General features: G+C 47.8%; 17 protein-coding genes and 2 pseudogenes. 10 read left to right on the top strand and 9 right to left on the bottom strand.

The annotated features are described in order from the left end of the window. Window positions 1-2: 2 nt before the first annotated feature. Together HC231_RS24425 and HC231_RS19515 are read left to right on the top strand one after the other, a co-directional pair. A pseudogene (locus tag HC231_RS24425) lies at window positions 3-455 on the top strand (RHS repeat-associated core domain-containing protein); the annotation flags it as partial. After that, window positions 449-808: a hypothetical protein gene (locus tag HC231_RS19515; RefSeq protein ID WP_208228356.1), complete on the top strand. Its 360-nt coding sequence runs from the start codon at window positions 449-451 to the stop codon at window positions 806-808. The pseudogene HC231_RS24425 and the gene HC231_RS19515, both read left to right, overlap by 7 nt. Window positions 809-853: 45 nt before the next feature. On the opposite strand, the gene HC231_RS19520 is transcribed toward HC231_RS19515, so the two are convergent. Then, on the bottom strand, window positions 854-2,056 hold the full coding sequence (locus HC231_RS19520) for an IS256 family transposase (RefSeq protein ID WP_208228152.1): 1,203 nt from the start codon (window positions 2,054-2,056) through the stop codon (window positions 854-856). Window positions 2,057-2,181: 125 nt separating this feature from the next. Next, on the bottom strand, window positions 2,182-2,406 hold the full coding sequence (locus HC231_RS19525) for a SymE family type I addiction module toxin (RefSeq protein WP_208228357.1): 225 nt from the start codon (window positions 2,404-2,406) through the stop codon (window positions 2,182-2,184). Between the two features lie 128 nt (window positions 2,407-2,534). Between HC231_RS19525 and HC231_RS24430 the strand changes: the two genes are divergently transcribed. After that, window positions 2,535-2,678, top strand: coding sequence for an RHS repeat-associated core domain-containing protein (locus HC231_RS24430; protein WP_425490564.1), 144 nt, complete (start codon window positions 2,535-2,537; stop codon window positions 2,676-2,678). Window positions 2,679-2,993: 315 nt separating this feature from the next. Further along, window positions 2,994-3,284: a hypothetical protein gene (locus HC231_RS19535; protein WP_208228359.1), complete on the top strand. Its 291-nt coding sequence runs from the start codon at window positions 2,994-2,996 to the stop codon at window positions 3,282-3,284. 68 nt (window positions 3,285-3,352) lie between these two features. Here the strand turns inward: HC231_RS19535 and HC231_RS19540 are convergent. Next, window positions 3,353-3,576 (bottom strand): annotated as a pseudogene (locus tag HC231_RS19540) (SymE family type I addiction module toxin). 292 nt (window positions 3,577-3,868) lie between these two features. Between HC231_RS19540 and HC231_RS19545 the strand changes: the two are divergent. From HC231_RS19545 to HC231_RS19555, 3 genes are all read left to right on the top strand, one after another. Beyond that, window positions 3,869-4,144: a hypothetical protein gene (locus HC231_RS19545; RefSeq protein ID WP_246494576.1), complete on the top strand. Its 276-nt coding sequence runs from the start codon at window positions 3,869-3,871 to the stop codon at window positions 4,142-4,144. Between the two features lie 160 nt (window positions 4,145-4,304). Further along, a complete protein-coding gene (locus tag HC231_RS19550) occupies window positions 4,305-4,724 on the top strand; it encodes a hypothetical protein (protein WP_208228361.1) in 420 nt (139 codons plus the stop codon). Between the two features lie 684 nt (window positions 4,725-5,408). Next, window positions 5,409-5,795, top strand: coding sequence for a hypothetical protein (locus HC231_RS19555; protein WP_246494577.1), 387 nt, complete (start codon window positions 5,409-5,411; stop codon window positions 5,793-5,795). A 63-nt stretch (window positions 5,796-5,858) separates the two neighbouring features. On the opposite strand, the gene HC231_RS19560 is transcribed toward HC231_RS19555, so the two are convergent. Together HC231_RS19560 and HC231_RS19565 are read right to left on the bottom strand one after the other, a co-directional pair. Further along, entirely contained in the window at window positions 5,859-6,203 is a 345-nt protein-coding gene (locus HC231_RS19560) for a SymE family type I addiction module toxin (protein WP_208228362.1), read from the bottom strand. Window positions 6,204-7,182: 979 nt separating this feature from the next. Then, window positions 7,183-7,575, bottom strand: coding sequence for a transcriptional regulator (locus tag HC231_RS19565; RefSeq protein ID WP_208228363.1), 393 nt, complete (start codon window positions 7,573-7,575; stop codon window positions 7,183-7,185). A gap of 712 nt (window positions 7,576-8,287) precedes the next feature. On the opposite strand from HC231_RS19565, the gene acs reads away from it, so the two are divergent. From acs to actP, 3 genes are all read left to right on the top strand, one after another. Further along, a complete protein-coding gene (gene acs / locus HC231_RS19570) occupies window positions 8,288-10,249 on the top strand; it encodes an acetate--CoA ligase (protein WP_208228364.1) in 1,962 nt (653 codons plus the stop codon). Between the two features lie 109 nt (window positions 10,250-10,358). Then, window positions 10,359-10,670 (top strand): DUF485 domain-containing protein, encoded by a 312-nt coding sequence (locus HC231_RS19575; protein WP_208228365.1) that lies wholly within the window; start codon window positions 10,359-10,361, stop codon window positions 10,668-10,670. Then, window positions 10,667-12,325 carry a cation/acetate symporter ActP gene (gene actP, locus HC231_RS19580; RefSeq protein WP_208228366.1) on the top strand — a complete coding sequence of 553 codons (1,659 nt, stop codon included), beginning with the start codon at window positions 10,667-10,669 and terminating at the stop codon, window positions 12,323-12,325. The genes HC231_RS19575 and actP overlap by 4 nt, the downstream gene beginning before the upstream one ends. 50 nt (window positions 12,326-12,375) lie before the next feature. Here actP and HC231_RS19585 read toward each other — a convergent pair whose 3' ends face one another. The 4 genes from HC231_RS19585 to HC231_RS19600 all read right to left on the bottom strand — a co-directional run bounded on the left by HC231_RS19585 (window position 12,376) and on the right by HC231_RS19600 (window position 17,802). Continuing rightward, on the bottom strand, window positions 12,376-13,695 hold the full coding sequence (locus HC231_RS19585; RefSeq protein WP_208228367.1) for an oligogalacturonate lyase family protein: 1,320 nt from the start codon (window positions 13,693-13,695) through the stop codon (window positions 12,376-12,378). Further along, a complete protein-coding gene (locus HC231_RS19590; RefSeq protein WP_208228368.1) occupies window positions 13,692-15,206 on the bottom strand; it encodes an MFS transporter in 1,515 nt (504 codons plus the stop codon). The genes HC231_RS19585 and HC231_RS19590 overlap by 4 nt, the downstream gene beginning before the upstream one ends. A 56-nt stretch (window positions 15,207-15,262) precedes the next feature. After that, on the bottom strand, window positions 15,263-16,012 hold the full coding sequence (locus HC231_RS19595; RefSeq protein ID WP_208228369.1) for an oligogalacturonate-specific porin KdgM family protein: 750 nt from the start codon (window positions 16,010-16,012) through the stop codon (window positions 15,263-15,265). A 77-nt stretch (window positions 16,013-16,089) separates the two neighbouring features. Beyond that, complete coding sequence (locus tag HC231_RS19600) at window positions 16,090-17,802, bottom strand: polysaccharide lyase family protein (RefSeq protein ID WP_208228370.1); 1,713 nt, start codon at window positions 17,800-17,802, stop codon at window positions 16,090-16,092. Window positions 17,803-18,062: the final 260 nt, after the last annotated feature.

An 18,062-nucleotide genomic window follows, 5' to 3' on the forward strand; every position in this document is an offset into this window, starting at 1 on the left:
CACTTGACCCCATTGGGCTGGCGGGGGGAATTAACCTTTATCAGTATGCGCCGAATGCGTTGGGGTGGGTGGATCCGTGGGGGTTATCGCCTGTCAGTCCTAACACTGTTTTATTCTCTCAAGATAGCATTGGTTCCGTTTTCTCGAATGGTCAAAAAGTTAATGATCTAATCTATAGATTGAAAAATGATCCTTCGTATATCAATCAAGTAGAACCAATCAGGAAGGTAAGACTTACTGATTTACCTACTAACATTCAAGAAAGATTAATCTCACAAGGTGCAAATAAACATTCCGTATTTACTTTAGATAATCGACGACTATACGCAGCTAAAGAGGCTGGTATAAAGAATATGCCTTCTGTCTGGGCAACTGAATCTGATTTGAAGTCAATTAATCTAAATGATAGATTTTCAACAAAAACTGGTGGAAAAGGGATAAGAGTGAGATGCTAACAGTAAATAATCAAGCCATTGAGACAATATATGGGGAAATACATGGAAGAGACGCTTTAATTTTAAAAAACGTCATATTAGATATGTATCCTATGGAAATAGAGGTAATAACCTCTCTTGATTTGTCGTTTTGCCAACCAAGCAAGGATTTAAGTGAGGAAGCTTTAGTTTGCTTTAAGTTTAAAAATATAAAGAGCCTAACTATTACGATGATTGATGAATCAAAATATCAATTGTCAAAGAAATCATGTTTCGATAAAATATTCGATAAAGAAAAAGATGATCATTATATTTTAAGTACTTACGATCATGTTTTTGATGTAATTGGCCAATGTGAAGTGAGCTACAAATAGTTATTAAATGGGGAGTGTTCAGAATTCTGTGTCACGGTAAAAATATTACAGCGTAATCACGTTATTCAGTCGCCCGTCAAAATAAATGGCCAACTGCGACAAGGTCAAGTTCCAGTTCTGGATTGGCATTGTCCATTTCTCCCGCGCATTCATCAGCCCCAGATAAAGCAGCTTCAACAGGCTGTTTTCATTAGGGAACGCCCCTTTGGTTTTCGTCAGCTTCCTGAACTGCCGGTGAACTGATTCGATGGCGTTGGTGGTGTAAATCACCTTGCGGATATCCGCCGGATAGCGGAAGTACGCCGACAGATTTTCCCATTTCCGGCGCCATGACTGGATAACCATCGGATACTGCTGGCCCCATCTGGCATCCAACTCGTCCAGCGCAGTTTCCGCCGCCGCTTTCGATACCGCGCGGTAAACCGGCTTCAGGTCGGCCATGAACGCTTTGTGGTGCTTCGACGCCACGTATTTGATGGAGTTGCGTATCTGGTGGATGACGCACAACTGCACTTCCGTCTGCGGATAAATGCTATTTATCGCTTCCGGGAACCCGGTCAATCCGTCCACGCAGGCAATCAGGATATCCCTGACACCCCGGTTTTGCAGGTCGGTCAGCACCGACAACCAGAAGTTGGCTCCTTCACTTTCAGACAGATACAACCCCAGCACGTCTTTTTTGCCTTTGGCGTTCAGGGCCAGTACGGTATACACCGCCTTGCTCACATAGCGCCCATCCTCACGGATTTTGTAGTGGATGGCATCCAGCCAGACGAAAGGATACACCGGCTCCAGCGGGCGCTGCTGCCAGTGTTTCAGTTCGGGGATGACCTTGTCGGTAACGGCGCTGATAGTGGACGTGGAAACGCTGAAAGCGTACAGGTCTTCGATTTCCCGGCTGATGTCGGCGTAGCTCATGCCGAGAGCGAACAGGCGGATAATCTTGTGCTCAATCTCGTCGGACAGGGTGGTCTGGTGCTTTTTTACCAACTGAGGCTCGAAAGTGCCATTGCGGTCGCGTGGTGTGGCGAGTTCAAAACTGCCGGTCGTCGCTTTAATGGTCTTTTTGCCGGAACCGTTTTTACGGTTTGCTTCCACATCTGCAGCCAGATGAGAGTCAAGTTCAGCGGCCAGAGCAGCTTCAGTTAACTGTTTAATTAATGGGGTTAAGATACCATCCTTGCCTGTTAATGCCTGACCGGACTGGAGGGCCTTAAGTGCTTTGTCGAAATCGAAGGGCTGGGACATGTGTCATTCCTTTTTTGAAGTATATTACTGGAATGACACAGAATTTCTAACGCTCTCATTAAATGCGGAAGCGATCTCCAAGATCCTTCCGGATTATTTTTATCTGTTATTTATTATGTGCGATATCAGAGATTAATTTCGCTCTCAATCACTATCCTTCCCCACTCAACCGTCACCGTTATCGGCATCCCGGTCATAAACCCCGACTCTTCCAGCCAGCGGCCTTTAAGGTTGATGGCGGAGGGCGGGTTGGGTCTGCCGTTTTGCGTGGCGTATCCCACCGTGTAGTAACGTTCTGTTTTAGCTGCTTTATTTAGCACGCTGTCTGACTTAGAATGCATCTCAGCCATAGTCAACTTTCTCGTGGGCGGGCGGTAGCATGATCGATTTCCTGCACTATGACGACGATATGAAGATAATTTACAGCCGAAACAGGTAGTACGATCCGAAAGTCGGATAGATTATTGCGACGGACCCGATAGGGCTAATGGGCGGGTTGAACACCTATGCTTATGCGCCGAACCCGCTGACTTGGATCGATCCGCTGGGGCTGGCAAGGTGTAATAGTGCGTCTGGTCAATTATCTAAACTAAGAGGAAAATCAGTCAGCCAGGTCAGGTAGAGAAGATTCTGGCTAAAAATGGTTTCACTCAAACTAAAGTCAGTAACAGTGCAGCAAGAAACCAAGTTTGGAAACATTCCGATGGTTCTGAAGTACGAACCCATCCATAGGGTAATCAGTCAATGAATATGAAGAATGGGGATTTAACACCTAAGTCAGGTCTAAATGCACATATACATAAAGAAAATCCCTTAGGTGATCAGCTTGATGACTTCGGTAATATATCTTCGAATCCAGATTTAACTCACATTGGAATTAAGAATCCCTCAAATTATCCGAGTGTCAGAAATAGGCCTCACGGAAGTGGAAGATAAAATGAGTTATGAATACCAATTGACTAGTGATATTGAACCGACTGATTTGTATAGAAAGATGAGGTCTCTGATAGCTAACTCATCTGATTACGTAACTATCTTTTCGGACGAAAACTCGGCTGGATTTAAAAGTAAAAATTCGGAATCGAAGTGGAGTTCAGATATTGATCTATCTTTTTCATCTAGCGGTGTTTCTTTAGAAATTCATGCAGGGAATGCAAAAAGACTATTGAAGTATATAAACGATAGTTTAATTCACTCTGATGTGTCTATTGATATTGAAGAGCAATGAAATAAAAATAACCTGAAGAGATCGCAACGATCATTCCGGCTATTTTTACCTGCTGTTTAGTTCAACGATCAGAGTTTAATCTGCGTCTCAATAATCAGCCTGCCTCGCTCCACTGTAATGGTGATGGGATGCCGGTCATAAAGCCCGACGCCTCCAGCCAGCGGCCCTTGAGGTTAATGGCGGACGGCGGGTTGGGTCTGCCGTTTTGCGGGGCATATCCCACGGTGTAGTAACGTTCTGTTTTAGCTGTTTTATTTACCACGCAGCTTGACTTAAAATGCTTCTCAGCCATAGTCAACTTTCTCGACGGCGGGCGGTAGCGTGCGCGATTTCCTGCACTATGACGGCTGAATGAAGGTAACTTACAGCCGAAACAAGTAGTACAACCCGAAAGCCTGATAGATTATTGCGCCGGCTCCGATAGGGCTGTTGGGTGGGTTGAACCAGTATGCTTACCAGAAATTAGACGATATTAAAGTTGATGTGCGTTCTCCTAACAGCACCGATTTGTTGGGAGAAGATGTTACTCCGATAAAAGCTGTTGAATTGATTGAAAAATAGCTTTTTGAACAAGGATTTCTATAGTGGCTATGAATAAACTTAACGATCTTTATACAAAAATATCTGCCCCGTCATTTTTTAACTTTTTGAAAAGCTTAGAAATTGATACATCTCTTGATATCAGGGATGAAGATCTTTTTGATAGTCAATGGATGGACGATTTTAATAGATTGGAAAATAAATCCATCAATAAAGATGATTTAGATATCATCAACAAAATTAGAGAGTATGCTTTCAAAGAATCTTTCAAGGTTATAGGAAATGACGAAATATCTGCCAGAATTTCAGATGATTTTTAATTAATAGCTAAATATCTAGCCTTGAATGAAGAAGATAATTGGTCTGTTAGTTACTTATGGAAATCATACTAAGCTGGTATCTTCCCAGTGTAATTAAATATTAATGGGAAGAAAGGACATCTATTCTTAAGAGATAAAATCATTAACAGAGGGCAATGGGATGATTTTGCAAACGCTTTCAAATAATGATAGCTTGTTAAACATTGCTTCAGAGTCAGTTTTACAGAAATGGTTTTTTAGTGAACAAAGACTTACAGTTAACTTGCTCACTTCAGATGATGAAGAATTAACAGTATATGTTGAAACTGATGCTATTCAATCATCAACGGTATATCTAAATAAAGATTTAAATATTTGTTATTTGTCAATACAAGATATGCAAAAAATATTACCTGCGCATAACGGCTATTATATTCCACCAGAAAAGTTTCATGAATTAATGAAGTTTTCATCAAAATTTTACTCTATGTTTTATGGTAGGAAATGTGATTATAAATACTCAGTATCTTTTTGTGGATATGAGAATTATATAACATGTCCTATTAAAACATTAGAAGATATAACTTGGATGGTTAAATGAAAGAAATCTGGAATCGCTCCCAAAGATCTTTCCGTTTTTATTTTACCTGTCGTTTAGTCGCGGTTATTTACTGATTAATTGTCCCCGCAAAATCCAGCTCGCCGGAAAAGTGGATAAGCCAGTCGGCGGTGTCTGGCGCAGAATGCTCCTTTGCCATAGCCATTAGAAGATAATAAATTCTTCACAAAATCAGGACAGAACCTGCCTGGCGGCGCTCCGGAAATGGTCATAAACTATCAATCAACCAGTGATAACTCTGTAATTAATACTATCTTAAAAGTAAATGAAGGAAAATAGGAATAAACAATGTTAGTGACGATTTTAGATCCAAACAGAATTGTTGTTGAAGCAGGTAAGGGAAAAAATAATATAGAGTTATTAAATCTCGTTTTTTCTAGAAAGTGGGATTAACCTGCATCAGTACACGCCGAATGCGTTGGCGTAGATTGATCCGCTGGGTCTATCACGTAGTACGGCGGAAAATAAGTACGAAATTTATTAACTGTGACTTTCGAGGGCTAAAGATGAAGGTGAAGTCATGCTCTTGATATCTCAGTTTGAAAAGATGGATGTTCCCGCATGGGCCAAATAATCCTGATAGCGATCTTCCGCACTTATAAATTCATCAATTTGCTGGAAGTGTAATTCATATAATCTCCCTTGGTAGAGAGGAATAGGCCAGATATGGAAAATAAAAACCTTATAAATCTATTGCAAGGAAAGACCTTGATAAAAGAGTTCAATGAAGGAAACGATGACTATCGCTCTTGGATTGAATTATCTTTACAAGATGATCTAAAGCCGAGCTATCCATTTAGGACAGAGCCAGGAGCAATGTTAGGAGGTTCTCCTTATTCAAATTCATGCAATGAATCTGACGCTAAATTCAAACTCAGAGTTTCTCACTTCCTAGCGGAAGATATAGAAAATGGACTAGATCCATCTTACGACAGAGTCGGGAATTACATTTACTTTTATTCAATAGATGAACTTATGGAACAACTATCAAAATACGGTATAGAATTGAAAGACTGTGTTGATCTAAATAAAGTAAATGACTACCCATTATAAATTTTAAGAAGCCGGAAGCGATCCCAACGATCCTTCCGGCTATTTTCTTTACCCGCCCAATGATTAAGCCAGCATTACCCCAGACTCCGCTCGAATAATCATCTTACCGGGCAACAGTTCAATCTCCAGCGGCCGGCCGAACAGTCCGCGGCGGCTCAGCCAGTCGCCCGCCAGATAAAGCTTGCCGTTATCGCGTACCCAGTCGGCGCTCTCACTGTCGCAGTCGTCGAGTTCAGCCAGCAGCGCGGCGATATCGGTGTCCTTACCCAGCCGGGTGAGCATAAGCCCGTCGCGGTACAGACGGATACGAAATAACGTCCCGGCGGTGAAACCCGCCTGCGCCAGTTCCTCGCCGGTGAGCGTCAGCTCCGGCAGTCCTACCGGATAAAACACCGTCTGAATACTCATTGTGCTCCCTCTTGTCCAGCCCGCCCCCACCACAAATGCAGCATGGTAAAACGTCATCCCAAAGATCTTCCTTCAGGATACATTGACAATCATCCCGGCAAGGGGGTTAGCGATAACAGAAGACGTACGGCCTTCATATTAGAGTTAATTATCATTTTCAGATGAAGTGCCCGCGATGCGGGAGAAACCGCATACGGTCGTAAACGTTAAGATAACGATTTCTGGCACGTCGTTTTCATAACCGGGAAATCCGCCCGAGGTTAACTAAATGTTTCCATTTTGTTGCTTTCCGCACTAAGGAGCCGGACGCCGCAAAAATCGGTGAACAAAAAATATCGCGGGCGTTTCTTAGAAAAGATTTGTTTTAACAATCAAGAAACAAAAAGCATAAAACTCATCCGGATATCGATCGTTAACGCTCCAATCTGGGTTAGCGCTTAACATATCGAAGCCGGATACCCCCCGCGGGGATGAACAAATAGCCATCACAGAATATTTATCCAACAGGCTTCTATCAAAACGATTCGCTAGCGGCGAGCCGGAAAAAAGAATAACTTTGCCGACTTTAAAAAATCGACTTAATAGACAAATAAATAAAAAATAGTTAATTATTTTTTAACCATGAAATAGCTTGACGGCAAACGAATGCCAACTCGTTTCATTATTTTTTATAAAGCAACGCTATAATGCCAATTCGTATTTTGATATATCTAAATTGATAAGGATAAAGAAAAAGAGAAGATAAAGGTTCAAAGTTTTGACGAAAAAAAAGCGGATTAATAAGGCCAGATTATACATTCCAGGCCGAAGGCCTCCTTTTCAGAAAAAATAATCAACTATTACGTCAGAAAGGGACATCAATACAATCAACCGCTATTGATATCCCTTTCTGATTTCGGCCACTACAATACTTTTTCGCTTACCGGAAAAGTAGCGTTCACTGAACTCGCCTATCCCGGCAACAGGCTGATAGCCGCCTTTAAGAGGCCAGATTCGTAGGTGACTCCGAAGGCTCCTGATTCAGGATCAACAGAGACAGCACCCGATTTTCAACATTCAATTTAGAAAACGATAATGTTCCGAACTGCTTTTTCGTAAAACCATCAGACAGCATGTCCGACACCACACGCGTACTTAATACATTGGAGTCGGTCATAAAATCCTGATAGGCGAATTTCACGCTAATCGGCAGAACATCATCAATAGAGATCGACGAATTCATTTCCGAACGCAGCCCGAAATGCGCATTAAAAGCGGAGTTGGCACAAACAACTTTGCACGTTTCATCAATGACCGCAGCAGCTCGCCGTTCATTCTGAACGGGCTGACTTAGCATGCCAATGATCTCGTTCCGGCCAAATATCAGACTCATTATTTCCCTCTGCTTCATGCTATGTAAAAGGTATCGATAAGCGCTGACTACGAAATTTAGCCTACAACCACCTAGCGATAAGCACTCAACTCACCGGTTCCCCCGGGGGTGCCCGGCATAATGTAGTTATCTAAGCTGCTTAGTTTTGGAAACCGGATCCTATCTAACAAAAAACAAAAAATAACAATTGAAACCGCCGGTCTGATTTACAGACCATTCACTTCCATTTCTACTCAGGCCACCTGACAGCGTTAATGGCGGTGTCGTTATGTACCACGATTATCCATGTGTTTTCTCTATTGATAATCAGATAAATCTAAATAAACGGCGCTGAATTAAATATACCGTAAACAATACTGTCACTATCGGCGGAATAAGAGAGATCTTTATGCGTTTTGATCGTAAAGGACGATCAAATTATTGATAACAATAGATTAAGACTATGGATAACGATGAATTGATCGTTTTATTCATTATGATGGAGTGAATAATTCTTATAATTTTTCATAGTATGGCATATGTCACTTACCGTGTCCCTCTCTTGTCGAGGAAGTTTAGTTATATTCCTGAGTATTCAAGTTATTCCTTAAACAACGCCTTATGCCTCTCCTGCATTGCGTGATCTGCCGCTCAAAAAAGAAACAAATGTAGCGCGGGAAATGCCATTAACTATTCATTGACATATCCTTAACATGTTTAAGGAGAGGCGCACATGACTCAATATCATAAACATACAATACCGGCCGCTATCGCGGAGAATGCTCTGATAAACGCCGACCAATATCAAAAGTTGTATCGGCAATCCATTGATGACCCAACCTCTTTTTGGCGCGAGCAAGGGGGAATTATTGATTGGATCAAACCTTATCGGCAAGTGAAAAATACATCGTTTGATCCCGGTCATATTCGCATTCGCTGGTTTGAGGATGGAACGCTGAACGTCGCGGCCAACTGTCTGGACCGCCATCTGGCGGAACGCGGCGACCAAACCGCGATAATCTGGGAAGGCGATGACGCCGGAGAAAGTAAAACCGTCACCTACCGCGAGCTGCATCATGCCGTCTGCCGTTTCGCCAATGCTCTACGCTCCCTGGGAATTCGCAAAGGGGATGTGGTCGCCATCTATATGCCGATGGTGCCGGAAGCGGCCATTGCCATGCTGGCCTGCGCCCGCATCGGCGCGGTTCACTCGGTGATCTTCGGCGGTTTTTCGCCGGAAGCCATCGCCGGGCGAATCGTCGATTCCAACGCCAAACTGGTGATTACCGCCGACGAAGGCATCCGCGCCGGGCGTATTATTCCGCTGAAGAAAAACATCGATGAGGCGTTAAAAAATCCCGCAGTAACAAGCATCGCCAAGGTGATCGTTTACCAACGAACCGGCAAACAAGGGGAATGGGTAAACGGGCGCGATCTCTGGTGGCACGATCTGATCGAACAGTCAGACGATCGTTGCCCGCCGGAAGAGATGAATGCCGAAGATCCGCTGTTTATCCTTTATACCTCCGGCTCCACCGGCAAACCCAAAGGCGTGTTGCACACCACCGGCGGTTACCTTGTTTACGCGGCGATAACCTTTAAATATGTCTTTGACTACCACCCCGGAGATATCTACTGGTGCACGGCGGATGTCGGCTGGATCACCGGCCACAGCTACCTGCTGTACGGGCCGCTGGCCTGCGGCGCCGTTACGCTGATGTTCGAAGGCGTCCCCAACTGGCCCGATGCCCGGCGCATGGCGCAGATTATCGATAAGCATCGGGTCAATATTCTCTACACCGCGCCCACGGCAATCCGCGCCTTGATGGCCGAGGGCGATAAATCCATTGAAGGAACCTCGCGGACGTCACTGAGAATCATGGGTTCCGTCGGGGAACCGATCAATCCGGAAGCCTGGGAGTGGTACTTCAATAAGATCGGCAACGGCAAGTGTCCCATCGTCGATACCTGGTGGCAAACAGAAACCGGCGGCCTCATGATTACCCCGCTGCCCGGCGCGATTGAAACTAAACCCGGTTCGGCGACTTACCCTTTCTTTGGCGTGCAGCCGGCGCTGGTGGATAACCTGGGTAATCCGCAGGACGGCGTCTGCGAAGGCAATCTGGTGATAACCGACTCCTGGCCGGGTCAGGCCCGCACCCTGTTTGGCGATCATGAGCGCTTTGAACAAACCTATTTTTCCACTTTCAAAGGCATGTATTTCAGCGGCGACGGCGCTCGCCGCGATGAAGACGGCTATTACTGGATCACCGGACGCGTCGACGACGTGCTGAACGTTTCCGGCCACCGATTGGGAACGGCGGAAATAGAATCCGCTCTGGTTGCGCACCCTAAAATCGCCGAGGCGGCGGTGGTAGGCATTCCGCACAGCCTGAAAGGCCAGGCCATTTATGCCTATATCACGCTGAACCACGGCGAAGAACCCTCCAGCGAACTGTATAGCGAAGTTCGCAACTGGGTACGTAAAGAAATCGGCGCGATCGCCACGCCGGATATCCTCCACTGGACCGACGCGCTGCCGAAAACGCGCTCCGGTAAAATCATGCGCCGCATTTTGCGCAAAATCGCGGCGGGCGACACCAGTAATCTGGGGGATACCTCGACGCTGGCCGATCCCGGCGTGGTAGAAAAACTACTGGAAGAAAAACAGGCGATGAGCGCCTCACCCCAATGACCATCCGACTCAATCTGCGACGCCTCCCGCTGCGCCCCGCATCAAAATTTAGCGGGAGGCGTCACCCCGAAACCATGCTGTCCGGCCTACGGATTACTGGAGACTTACGATGAATGACGCCATTTATCAACGGATTGAAAGTAACCCCCTGTTTAGGGAATTGGTAAATAAACGACAGCGCTTCGCCGCGCTCCTTTCCCTGATCATGCTGGCGCTTTACGTCGGTTTTATTCTGCTGATCGCCTTTGCGCCCGGCTGGCTGGGAACGCCGATCTCCTCCGATTCGGCCATTACCCGGGGCATTCCCGTCGGCGTGGGATTGATCGCGATCTCCTTCATTCTGACGGGGATCTACGTCTACCGCGCCAACGGTGAATTCGATCGCCTGACTAAACGGCTGCTGGATGAGGTAGGGCAATGAAAATACGCTTCATGCTACTGTCCGTATCGATCGCCTTACCTTCGCTGACCCAGGCGGCGGACGCCTTGACCGGCGATGTTCAGCGCCAGCCGCTGAACATTCAGGCCATCGTAATGTTCCTGCTGTTTGTCAGCACCACGCTGTATATCACCTACTGGGCGTCCAAGCGAACCCGATCCCGCAGCGACTACTATACCGCAGGCGGCAGCATTACCGGTTTCCAGAACGGGCTGGCGATCGCCGGCGACTATATGTCGGCGGCATCCTTTCTGGGGATCTCGGCGCTGGTTTACACCTCCGGCTATGACGGCCTGATCTATTCGCTCGGCTTTCTGGTCGGCTGGCCCATCATCCTGTTTCTGATTGCGGAGCGTCTGCGTAATCTGGGACGTTACACCTTCGCCGACGTAGCCTCTTACCGGCTCAATCAGCGCGCGATCCGCAGCCTGTCGGCCTGTGGTTCGCTGGTGGTGGTGGCGCTGTATCTTATCGCCCAGATGGTGGGCGCGGGCAAACTGATCGAATTGCTGTTCGGCCTGAACTACCACATCGCCGTCATTCTGGTCGGTATTCTGATGGTGATGTATGTCATGTTCGGCGGCATGCTGGCCACCACCTGGGTACAGATCATCAAAGCGGTGCTGCTGCTGTTCGGCGCAACCTTCATGGCCGTGATGGTGATGAAATCCGTCAACTTCAGCTTCAATACGCTGTTTCAGCAGGCGATGGACGTCCACCCGAAAGGCGCAGCCATCATGCGCCCCGGCGGATTGGTGTCCGATCCGGTATCCGCGCTCTCTCTCGGTCTGGGATTGATGTTCGGTACGGCGGGCCTGCCGCATATCCTGATGCGATTCTTCACCGTCAGCGATGCCAAAGAAGCGCGGAAAAGCGTCTTTTTCGCCACCGGGTTTATGGGGTACTTCTACTTCCTGACGTTTATTATCGGCTTTGGCGCTATCCTGCTGGTCAGCGCGAATCCTGACTTTAAAGATGCCGCCGGCGCGCTTATCGGCGGCAACAACATGGCGGCGGTTCACCTGGCGGATGCGGTGGGCGGCAACTTCTTCCTCGGCTTTATCTCCGCCGTCGCCTTTGCGACCATTCTGGCGGTGGTGGCCGGATTAACGCTGGCGGGGGCTTCGGCGGTTTCCCACGACCTCTACTCCAACGTGATCAAGAAAGGAAAAGCCACCGAACGCGATGAGCTGAAAGTCTCGAAAATGACCGTACTGGCGCTGGGTCTGGTCGCCATCGCGCTTGGCATTCTGTTTGAGAATCAGAATATCGCCTTTATGGTGGGTCTGGCCTTTTCCATCGCCGCCAGTTGCAACTTCCCCATCATTATCCTTTCCATGTACTGGTCGAAACTCACCACGCGCGGGGCAACGGCGGGCGGCTGGGCCGGGCTGCTGACGGCCGTCATTCTGATGATCCTGGGACCGACGGTATGGGTAACCATCCTCGGCCATGAGACGCCGGTTTATCCCTATGAGTATCCGGCGCTGTTCTCCATGCTGGCGGCCTTTATCGGTATCTGGCTGTTCTCGATAACGGACGGCTCCGAGACGGGGCGGCAAGAGCGTGCGCGTTTCCATTCCCAGTTTGTCCGCTCGCAAACCGGGGTTGGCGCATCGCGCAGCGGCGCCCATTAATTTTACCGGGACGCCCGCCGCTGATGATCCGCGCAGGGCGTCCCCTATTGTTACCGGCGGCAATTCGCTTCATTAAGCGCTACCGCATAGGTATGAACCTCGCCATGCATATTGGAACGGAATACCAGATAGTTGCCGTCCGGCGTAAAAGCGAGGTTAGGCTCCAGACGGTAATCATGAGCGGACATATCCACCAGCCGCTGGCGGCGCAGTACGCCCGGAGCGATTAAGCTATCCGCATTAGCGGCGGAAATGCCGGCGACATCCGGTATCGCTTCCGGTACAAACAATGAAATCCACTTGCCGTTTTTAGCGTGCGCCACCATCTCCTCATCGCCGCCATCGCCGGCAAAATATTTACCATCATAGGAAATATTAAAATGTACCGACCAGCTATCGCGATCCAGCGCATACCACTGACGCCTGCCGCTATGCAGCTCATAGCCCGCCAGCCAGAACACCTCGCCGCGCGGCGTTTGCAGGTCATACCATATCGTGTTGCCGTCGGCGCTGAAAAATTCATGCCCGGCAATTTCCATATTCATGGCGCGCGTGTGGATTTTGGTCAACGCCGAACCATCGGTACGAATTGTCCAGATGCGATCCACCTTATGCCACGGCCCCTCGTGACAGAACAGAATCTGGTTGGGATCGGCGGGAGAAAACTGTAAATGGTTAAGCCAGTCGGTGGCGTGATGAACATCCCTGCGCATCCCCGACGCCACATCAATCACGAATAGGGTCATCGGCAGACGCTGTTCCAGCCGCTGATTGATATGAACCTCTTTTTGTTCGGCAAAGGTCAACGGCCGCCCGGTATGCGGATGATACATCTCAGAGGCGACCATCCACTCCCCCTGCGGATTGGCGTTACCGCCGGCCGCGTCGGACACGGCGGAGGCGAACACATCATTGAACGCCTTGTTTTGCGCGGTTTCGCTTCCCAGCAGCAGCGTTTCATCAGCATTCAGGGCGCACACCGTTTCTGAAGGCGTCAACCGGTAGTGCCGCGCCATCTCACCGGTCAGCAGGTGCAGGGAACAGACCACCCGCTGGCCGTCAATCTCATCGATATACCACAACCGGGAAGTCCGTCTGCCCACCATCAAAATCTCCGCCGCCGGGCGAGGCAAAATCAGCGTATTGCGCCGCGTTCGCATATCAATGACGGCGATCCCCGCCGGCGTCGTCACCACCATTAATTGACCATCGCGGCTAAACGCATTTTGATGGAAATACAGTGACGACGTCCCAGCCAGTTCCGACAGCCGAATAATTTTTCTTCCGGTCGCCTCATCGCGCCATTCGCGCGGGACGGAGGTGTTTTCCGTTCCGTCTCCGCCCAACGTCGCTCGCTCTACTTTTTTCATATGCTCCTCTCCGCCGGTTCAGGTAGATGTCCCGATGCCGCGCTCCGCCAGCATTGTTCATAAGGCAATCCCGTCAGTTCTTCCACCGCGGCACGCGTTTGCGGATCGACCTGCGCTTTATGGCCGCCCTTTTTCAACCGGGATGTTTCCTGCAATATCAGCAGGTGATTATCTCTGTTAAGGCGAAAACGCCAGGAAACGATGATCCCCCACAGGCCAAGACAGGACGGCACGATGGTATAGATGACAACGATGCTGTCTATAGTGAGTTCGGGCTGTACATCCACCCCTTGTTGAAATCCCGTCGCGGAAAGCACGACTCCCAGCGCAAACATAATCAACGCCTGAATCACCGTATCCACAAAATTAAACACGCCGGAAAAAAGCGCTTCCCGCCGTTCGCGGGTAACGATTTCATCAACGTCGGGGATGAAAGACATCAGATAAAAAGAGGCGTTGGCAATCCCCGTTTTGCCGAAATTGAGAATAATCGTTAACGCTATCAGCCAGATTTCCGCATGAGGAGGACGCACAATCGCCAGACAGGCAAAAGCGGCAAACACAGCGATCGTAACATAAGCGCCCAAGCGGAAAGATCTGGCGCCGTCGGTTTTGATCGTGTACCACATAAAAAAGGATAAAAATAACAACCCCAAAAGATAGGCGACGCTGTTGGCGCCGGCTACCACCGTCGGGCTCATCATCATGACAAAGATGATGAAATAGGTATTAACATAGCCCGAGATGGTGCGTTCCGATATTTGCGCAATAAACATCGCCAGCAATTGACGAAACGCCTTTACCCGCAGGGTGGAACCCAAATCGCGGAAAATCATTTTCATCTCCTGCCAGGCGCCGGCGCCGGAGACAAAATGCAGTTCTTCCGCCGGTCGTTCAAAACTCCATAGGTATTGCAGCAATAGCGCAACGCATGCCAGAACATTACACACAATCATGGTCCAGGTGAACGCCGCCATATCTTTGCCGAACCACAAAAACATCACGCCGGGCAAAGCGGAAATCGCAGTGGTGGCAATGGCGCCTATCGCTTGTTTCATCCCCTCTATTTTGGCGCGAACCGTTGAATCGGTCGTCATTTCCGTCGTCAGCGTCGGAATAATGATTTGGGGAATGCGCAGTACGCAGTTATACAGAATATAAACAACGTAGTAATAGGCAACGCCCATGCCCGGCAGCCACACCAGAGGGAATAAAATGGTATGAACGGGGATAATCATTAATAACCAAAACCGACGGCGGCCAAATTTTTTCCCCAGCCTGGTTTGGCCGAATTTATCGGAAAAATCACCGAAAAATAGCGAGAAAAAAGCGCCAGCCAATTTACTAACGGCAAACAGCGTACCTACGGCCATAATCGATAATCCGGCGTAGGTGGTGTAATAATACATCAACCAGGCGGACAGCACATTCTGCGTTGCGGCAATAAAAATATTGACCGAAGAGACGCCAAAGTAATTTTTTAAGGTAATACGTCTTATTATTTCCGGCATGGTAATACCCTCACCGACAGAGATAAGAAGTAAAAAGTTAATTTAGCAAAGGCGATTTATTTAAATGTATAAGCGACTCCGGCACGTAAACGAAGTTGCCGCTCGCTGGAACTGGAGGAACGGTTAATATCGCCGAAACTTATATAGGGACTCCATTCTTTTTTGTCGCCCAGCGCATAATTAAATTGCAGCTCTTGTTCATAATTACTTTTCTTCTTGGCGAAAAGATTCTCATCGCCATATTGAAAAATAATTTTATATGTCGTGGTCAGATTATTTATGCTATAACGCAGATAACCATCAACCCGGTTAACGGTGCGATGCTTATTGGTGGTACATACCGTACCCGCGGTTTCACAGACGTTATCATGCGCATAATCCGTTAACTCCAGACGATATAGTCCGCCGATAGCCCAGCTATCATTAATCTTATACCAGGGTGAAACGCCGAATTTCCATTCTGTGCGCGTGGAGTTAAATTCTGGTTGAAATAACGGCGAAATCGTCCAGTTACCAAACTGATACTTTTTAGCCAACGTCATTTCCACCGCATTTAACACCGGATCGTTATAATATTTATCCTTGACGTTTGAACCGCCGGTTTTAAACTTGGTTTCGACAGCGAATGAATAATCATCGGGCAATTGTGTCGCCAGCAACAACCTATCGTAGTGTGTCCTATCTCGTAACCGGTATTCATGCCGATAATCCATCGATACATTTCTTAATACCACATCGGCGCTCGCCTGTCCGATAGAAACCAGAAACAGAGAAGCAAAAATAAATGCTTTATTTGAAACTTTCATGTTTTCCCCATCATTATTAATTATTTTATAAAAACTAAAGAGATATACCCAATAGATTCCGAGTCGCAGGTCTATTACTATTCGCTTAATGTGACGACGTCATACATAAAGCTGCCGCCTTTCAATTCAAGAGAGACGATATTATTACATTTTTTCAATAGGTTGGGCGTGATCGGCACGCGGGCTAAATGATAACGGCCGCTTTGTAACGCGCCGCGGTAGATAGCCTTGTCGTTATCATATTTCAGGGCTTGTATGGTTTTTCCGTTAACCGTCACCGCTAATTCAGGCGCGGTCGGATTACTCATCGATCCGTTACTGGCCGCCGCCAGGGAAATATTCAGAAAATAAGTTTTATTTTCCGGTTGCATGGCAAAGCGAATATCCCATTTTCCCGGCTTGGTTTGCGCGTAATACCAGTCCCGTTGATAATCGCTGCGGCCGATATCGAAAGTCAGATTGGCGGGAACCTCATTCTGCCAATGATAATTACGCGCTTCATTGCCGAAATGAAATTCGCGGGCCTGACGATCGGCCTGTCCAATCGCCCAGATAACCGGCCCGGCTTCAGGAAGAGCAATATCGGGGAGTTGCCGGCTTTCCCCGTTAACGGCGACGGTTTGCTGCGCCAATACGCCGGGTTGCGTACCGCTATTGGCATAAACCGTCAATTGATATTCCCCCGGACTGACGTTCCCGATGCTGAACCGGCCCTCTCTGTCCGTTATCCCCTGGAAAACATAACCGCGCGTCTGGAGATCAAAAGGCTCGTCCGGCGATGAGGAAAGCACGACGGTAACAGGCTGCTTGCCGAGTACCCGCCCCTCCACCTGAGCGCGCTTCGCAGGATAACGCGCGTCATCCACCCAGCGATAAGGCCAGGAGGCTTTTTCAGTAACCGAACGGCTCCAGGCATCGTCAATCATCTGCCGCGTATCGCCCTGATTGATATACAGCAACCAGGGGCCATAGAATTTTTTCCATCCGGGCTGGACGACCATATCCGGCGTGCCGAAATGAGCGCCGGTCATATAGTTCAGAATGATGGCATCCTGGTGTACCAGGAGATCCTGCTTAAGCGCATCGCCGGAAAAATACTCCTGACTAGCGTGAATCAACCAGGCGCCGACGCCGTGACCGAATACCCCCCAGAAAGGCGTCGAACGCATATAACCGGCAAAGTCATATTTGGAATACACCTCGCCATTCGGCAAACGCCAGGTTTCATCCTGCACTTTCGATAATTGTTCAAGCTGGCCGTAAAGCAATGGTTGTCCTTGACGAATACCGTTATATAGATGGTCAAGCCGCGCGGGATCGAACCGGTATACGTTACGTAATTCACTAACCGTGACGTTTTCATTTCCGGCATTCTCGGCCACCACGTAACTATAAATACCGCTAATGCCTTTACGAATAATCAGATGATATTCAAGCCGCAATAAACCATCTTTATCATCGATATAGGCGACATGCGCCATATCACGGCTATTGCTGATAACTTCGACGCGTTCCGGGGTGAAATCTTTTACGCCTTTAACGTAATAATCCAGATAAGCGCTACGCGTCTTACTGGGATCTCTCGCCGCCCCGGAAAGGTTGGATACGATATTTTCCCCGTCTTTTATAATACTTGCGGCGCTGCCGTCCTCTTTAAATTCAACCTTAACCAACCCATTATCCAGCGTGGTTTTCATTCCGGAAACAGTTAATGAAACAGGGGAAACATCAGCACAATTACCATAAGGAGCCAAGATGGCCCCTAGCAGTAATAAAATACTTTTATTCACAATTATCCCTCTTTATTCAATTCGGCGTTAAAAAAACCTCTATCAGCATTTTCTTAAATACTTTGTGGTTCTGGATAAAATGGCGGTTGGGGAAGGGATATTGACTTGAATAAAAAGCGTTGCACAGGCTTTTTATTCAAAGTCCTACGGCCACTTATACCCAAATAACACGGATAAAATAGCGGGGAAAGTGATGATGTACCTTTACGATATTGCCATATTGACGTTTTATCAGGCAACTAAATGAAGATCGCCATGTT

It is taken from the genome of Brenneria izadpanahii, assembly GCF_017569925.1.
GTDB lineage: Bacteria > Pseudomonadota > Gammaproteobacteria > Enterobacterales > Enterobacteriaceae > Brenneria > Brenneria izadpanahii.

Excerpts from the sequence above, each read along its gene's own strand:
- HC231_RS19515 (WP_208228356.1), top strand. The coding sequence starts at position 449 with ATGCTAACAGTAAATAATCAAGCCATTGAGACAATATATGGGGAAATA.
- HC231_RS19520 (WP_208228152.1), bottom strand. The coding sequence starts at position 2,056 with ATGTCCCAGCCCTTCGATTTCGACAAAGCACTTAAGGCCCTCCAGTCC.
- HC231_RS19525 (WP_208228357.1), bottom strand. The coding sequence starts at position 2,406 with ATGGCTGAGATGCATTCTAAGTCAGACAGCGTGCTAAATAAAGCAGCT.
- HC231_RS19535 (WP_208228359.1), top strand. The coding sequence starts at position 2,994 with ATGAGTTATGAATACCAATTGACTAGTGATATTGAACCGACTGATTTG.
- HC231_RS19550 (WP_208228361.1), top strand. The coding sequence starts at position 4,305 with ATGATTTTGCAAACGCTTTCAAATAATGATAGCTTGTTAAACATTGCT.
- HC231_RS19555 (WP_246494577.1), top strand. The coding sequence starts at position 5,409 with ATGGAAAATAAAAACCTTATAAATCTATTGCAAGGAAAGACCTTGATA.
- HC231_RS19560 (WP_208228362.1), bottom strand. The coding sequence starts at position 6,203 with ATGAGTATTCAGACGGTGTTTTATCCGGTAGGACTGCCGGAGCTGACG.
- HC231_RS19565 (WP_208228363.1), bottom strand. The coding sequence starts at position 7,575 with ATGAGTCTGATATTTGGCCGGAACGAGATCATTGGCATGCTAAGTCAG.
- acs (WP_208228364.1), top strand. The coding sequence starts at position 8,288 with ATGACTCAATATCATAAACATACAATACCGGCCGCTATCGCGGAGAAT.
- HC231_RS19575 (WP_208228365.1), top strand. The coding sequence starts at position 10,359 with ATGAATGACGCCATTTATCAACGGATTGAAAGTAACCCCCTGTTTAGG.
- actP (WP_208228366.1), top strand. The coding sequence starts at position 10,667 with ATGAAAATACGCTTCATGCTACTGTCCGTATCGATCGCCTTACCTTCG.
- HC231_RS19585 (WP_208228367.1), bottom strand. The coding sequence starts at position 13,695 with ATGAAAAAAGTAGAGCGAGCGACGTTGGGCGGAGACGGAACGGAAAAC.
- HC231_RS19590 (WP_208228368.1), bottom strand. The coding sequence starts at position 15,206 with ATGCCGGAAATAATAAGACGTATTACCTTAAAAAATTACTTTGGCGTC.
- HC231_RS19595 (WP_208228369.1), bottom strand. The coding sequence starts at position 16,012 with ATGAAAGTTTCAAATAAAGCATTTATTTTTGCTTCTCTGTTTCTGGTT.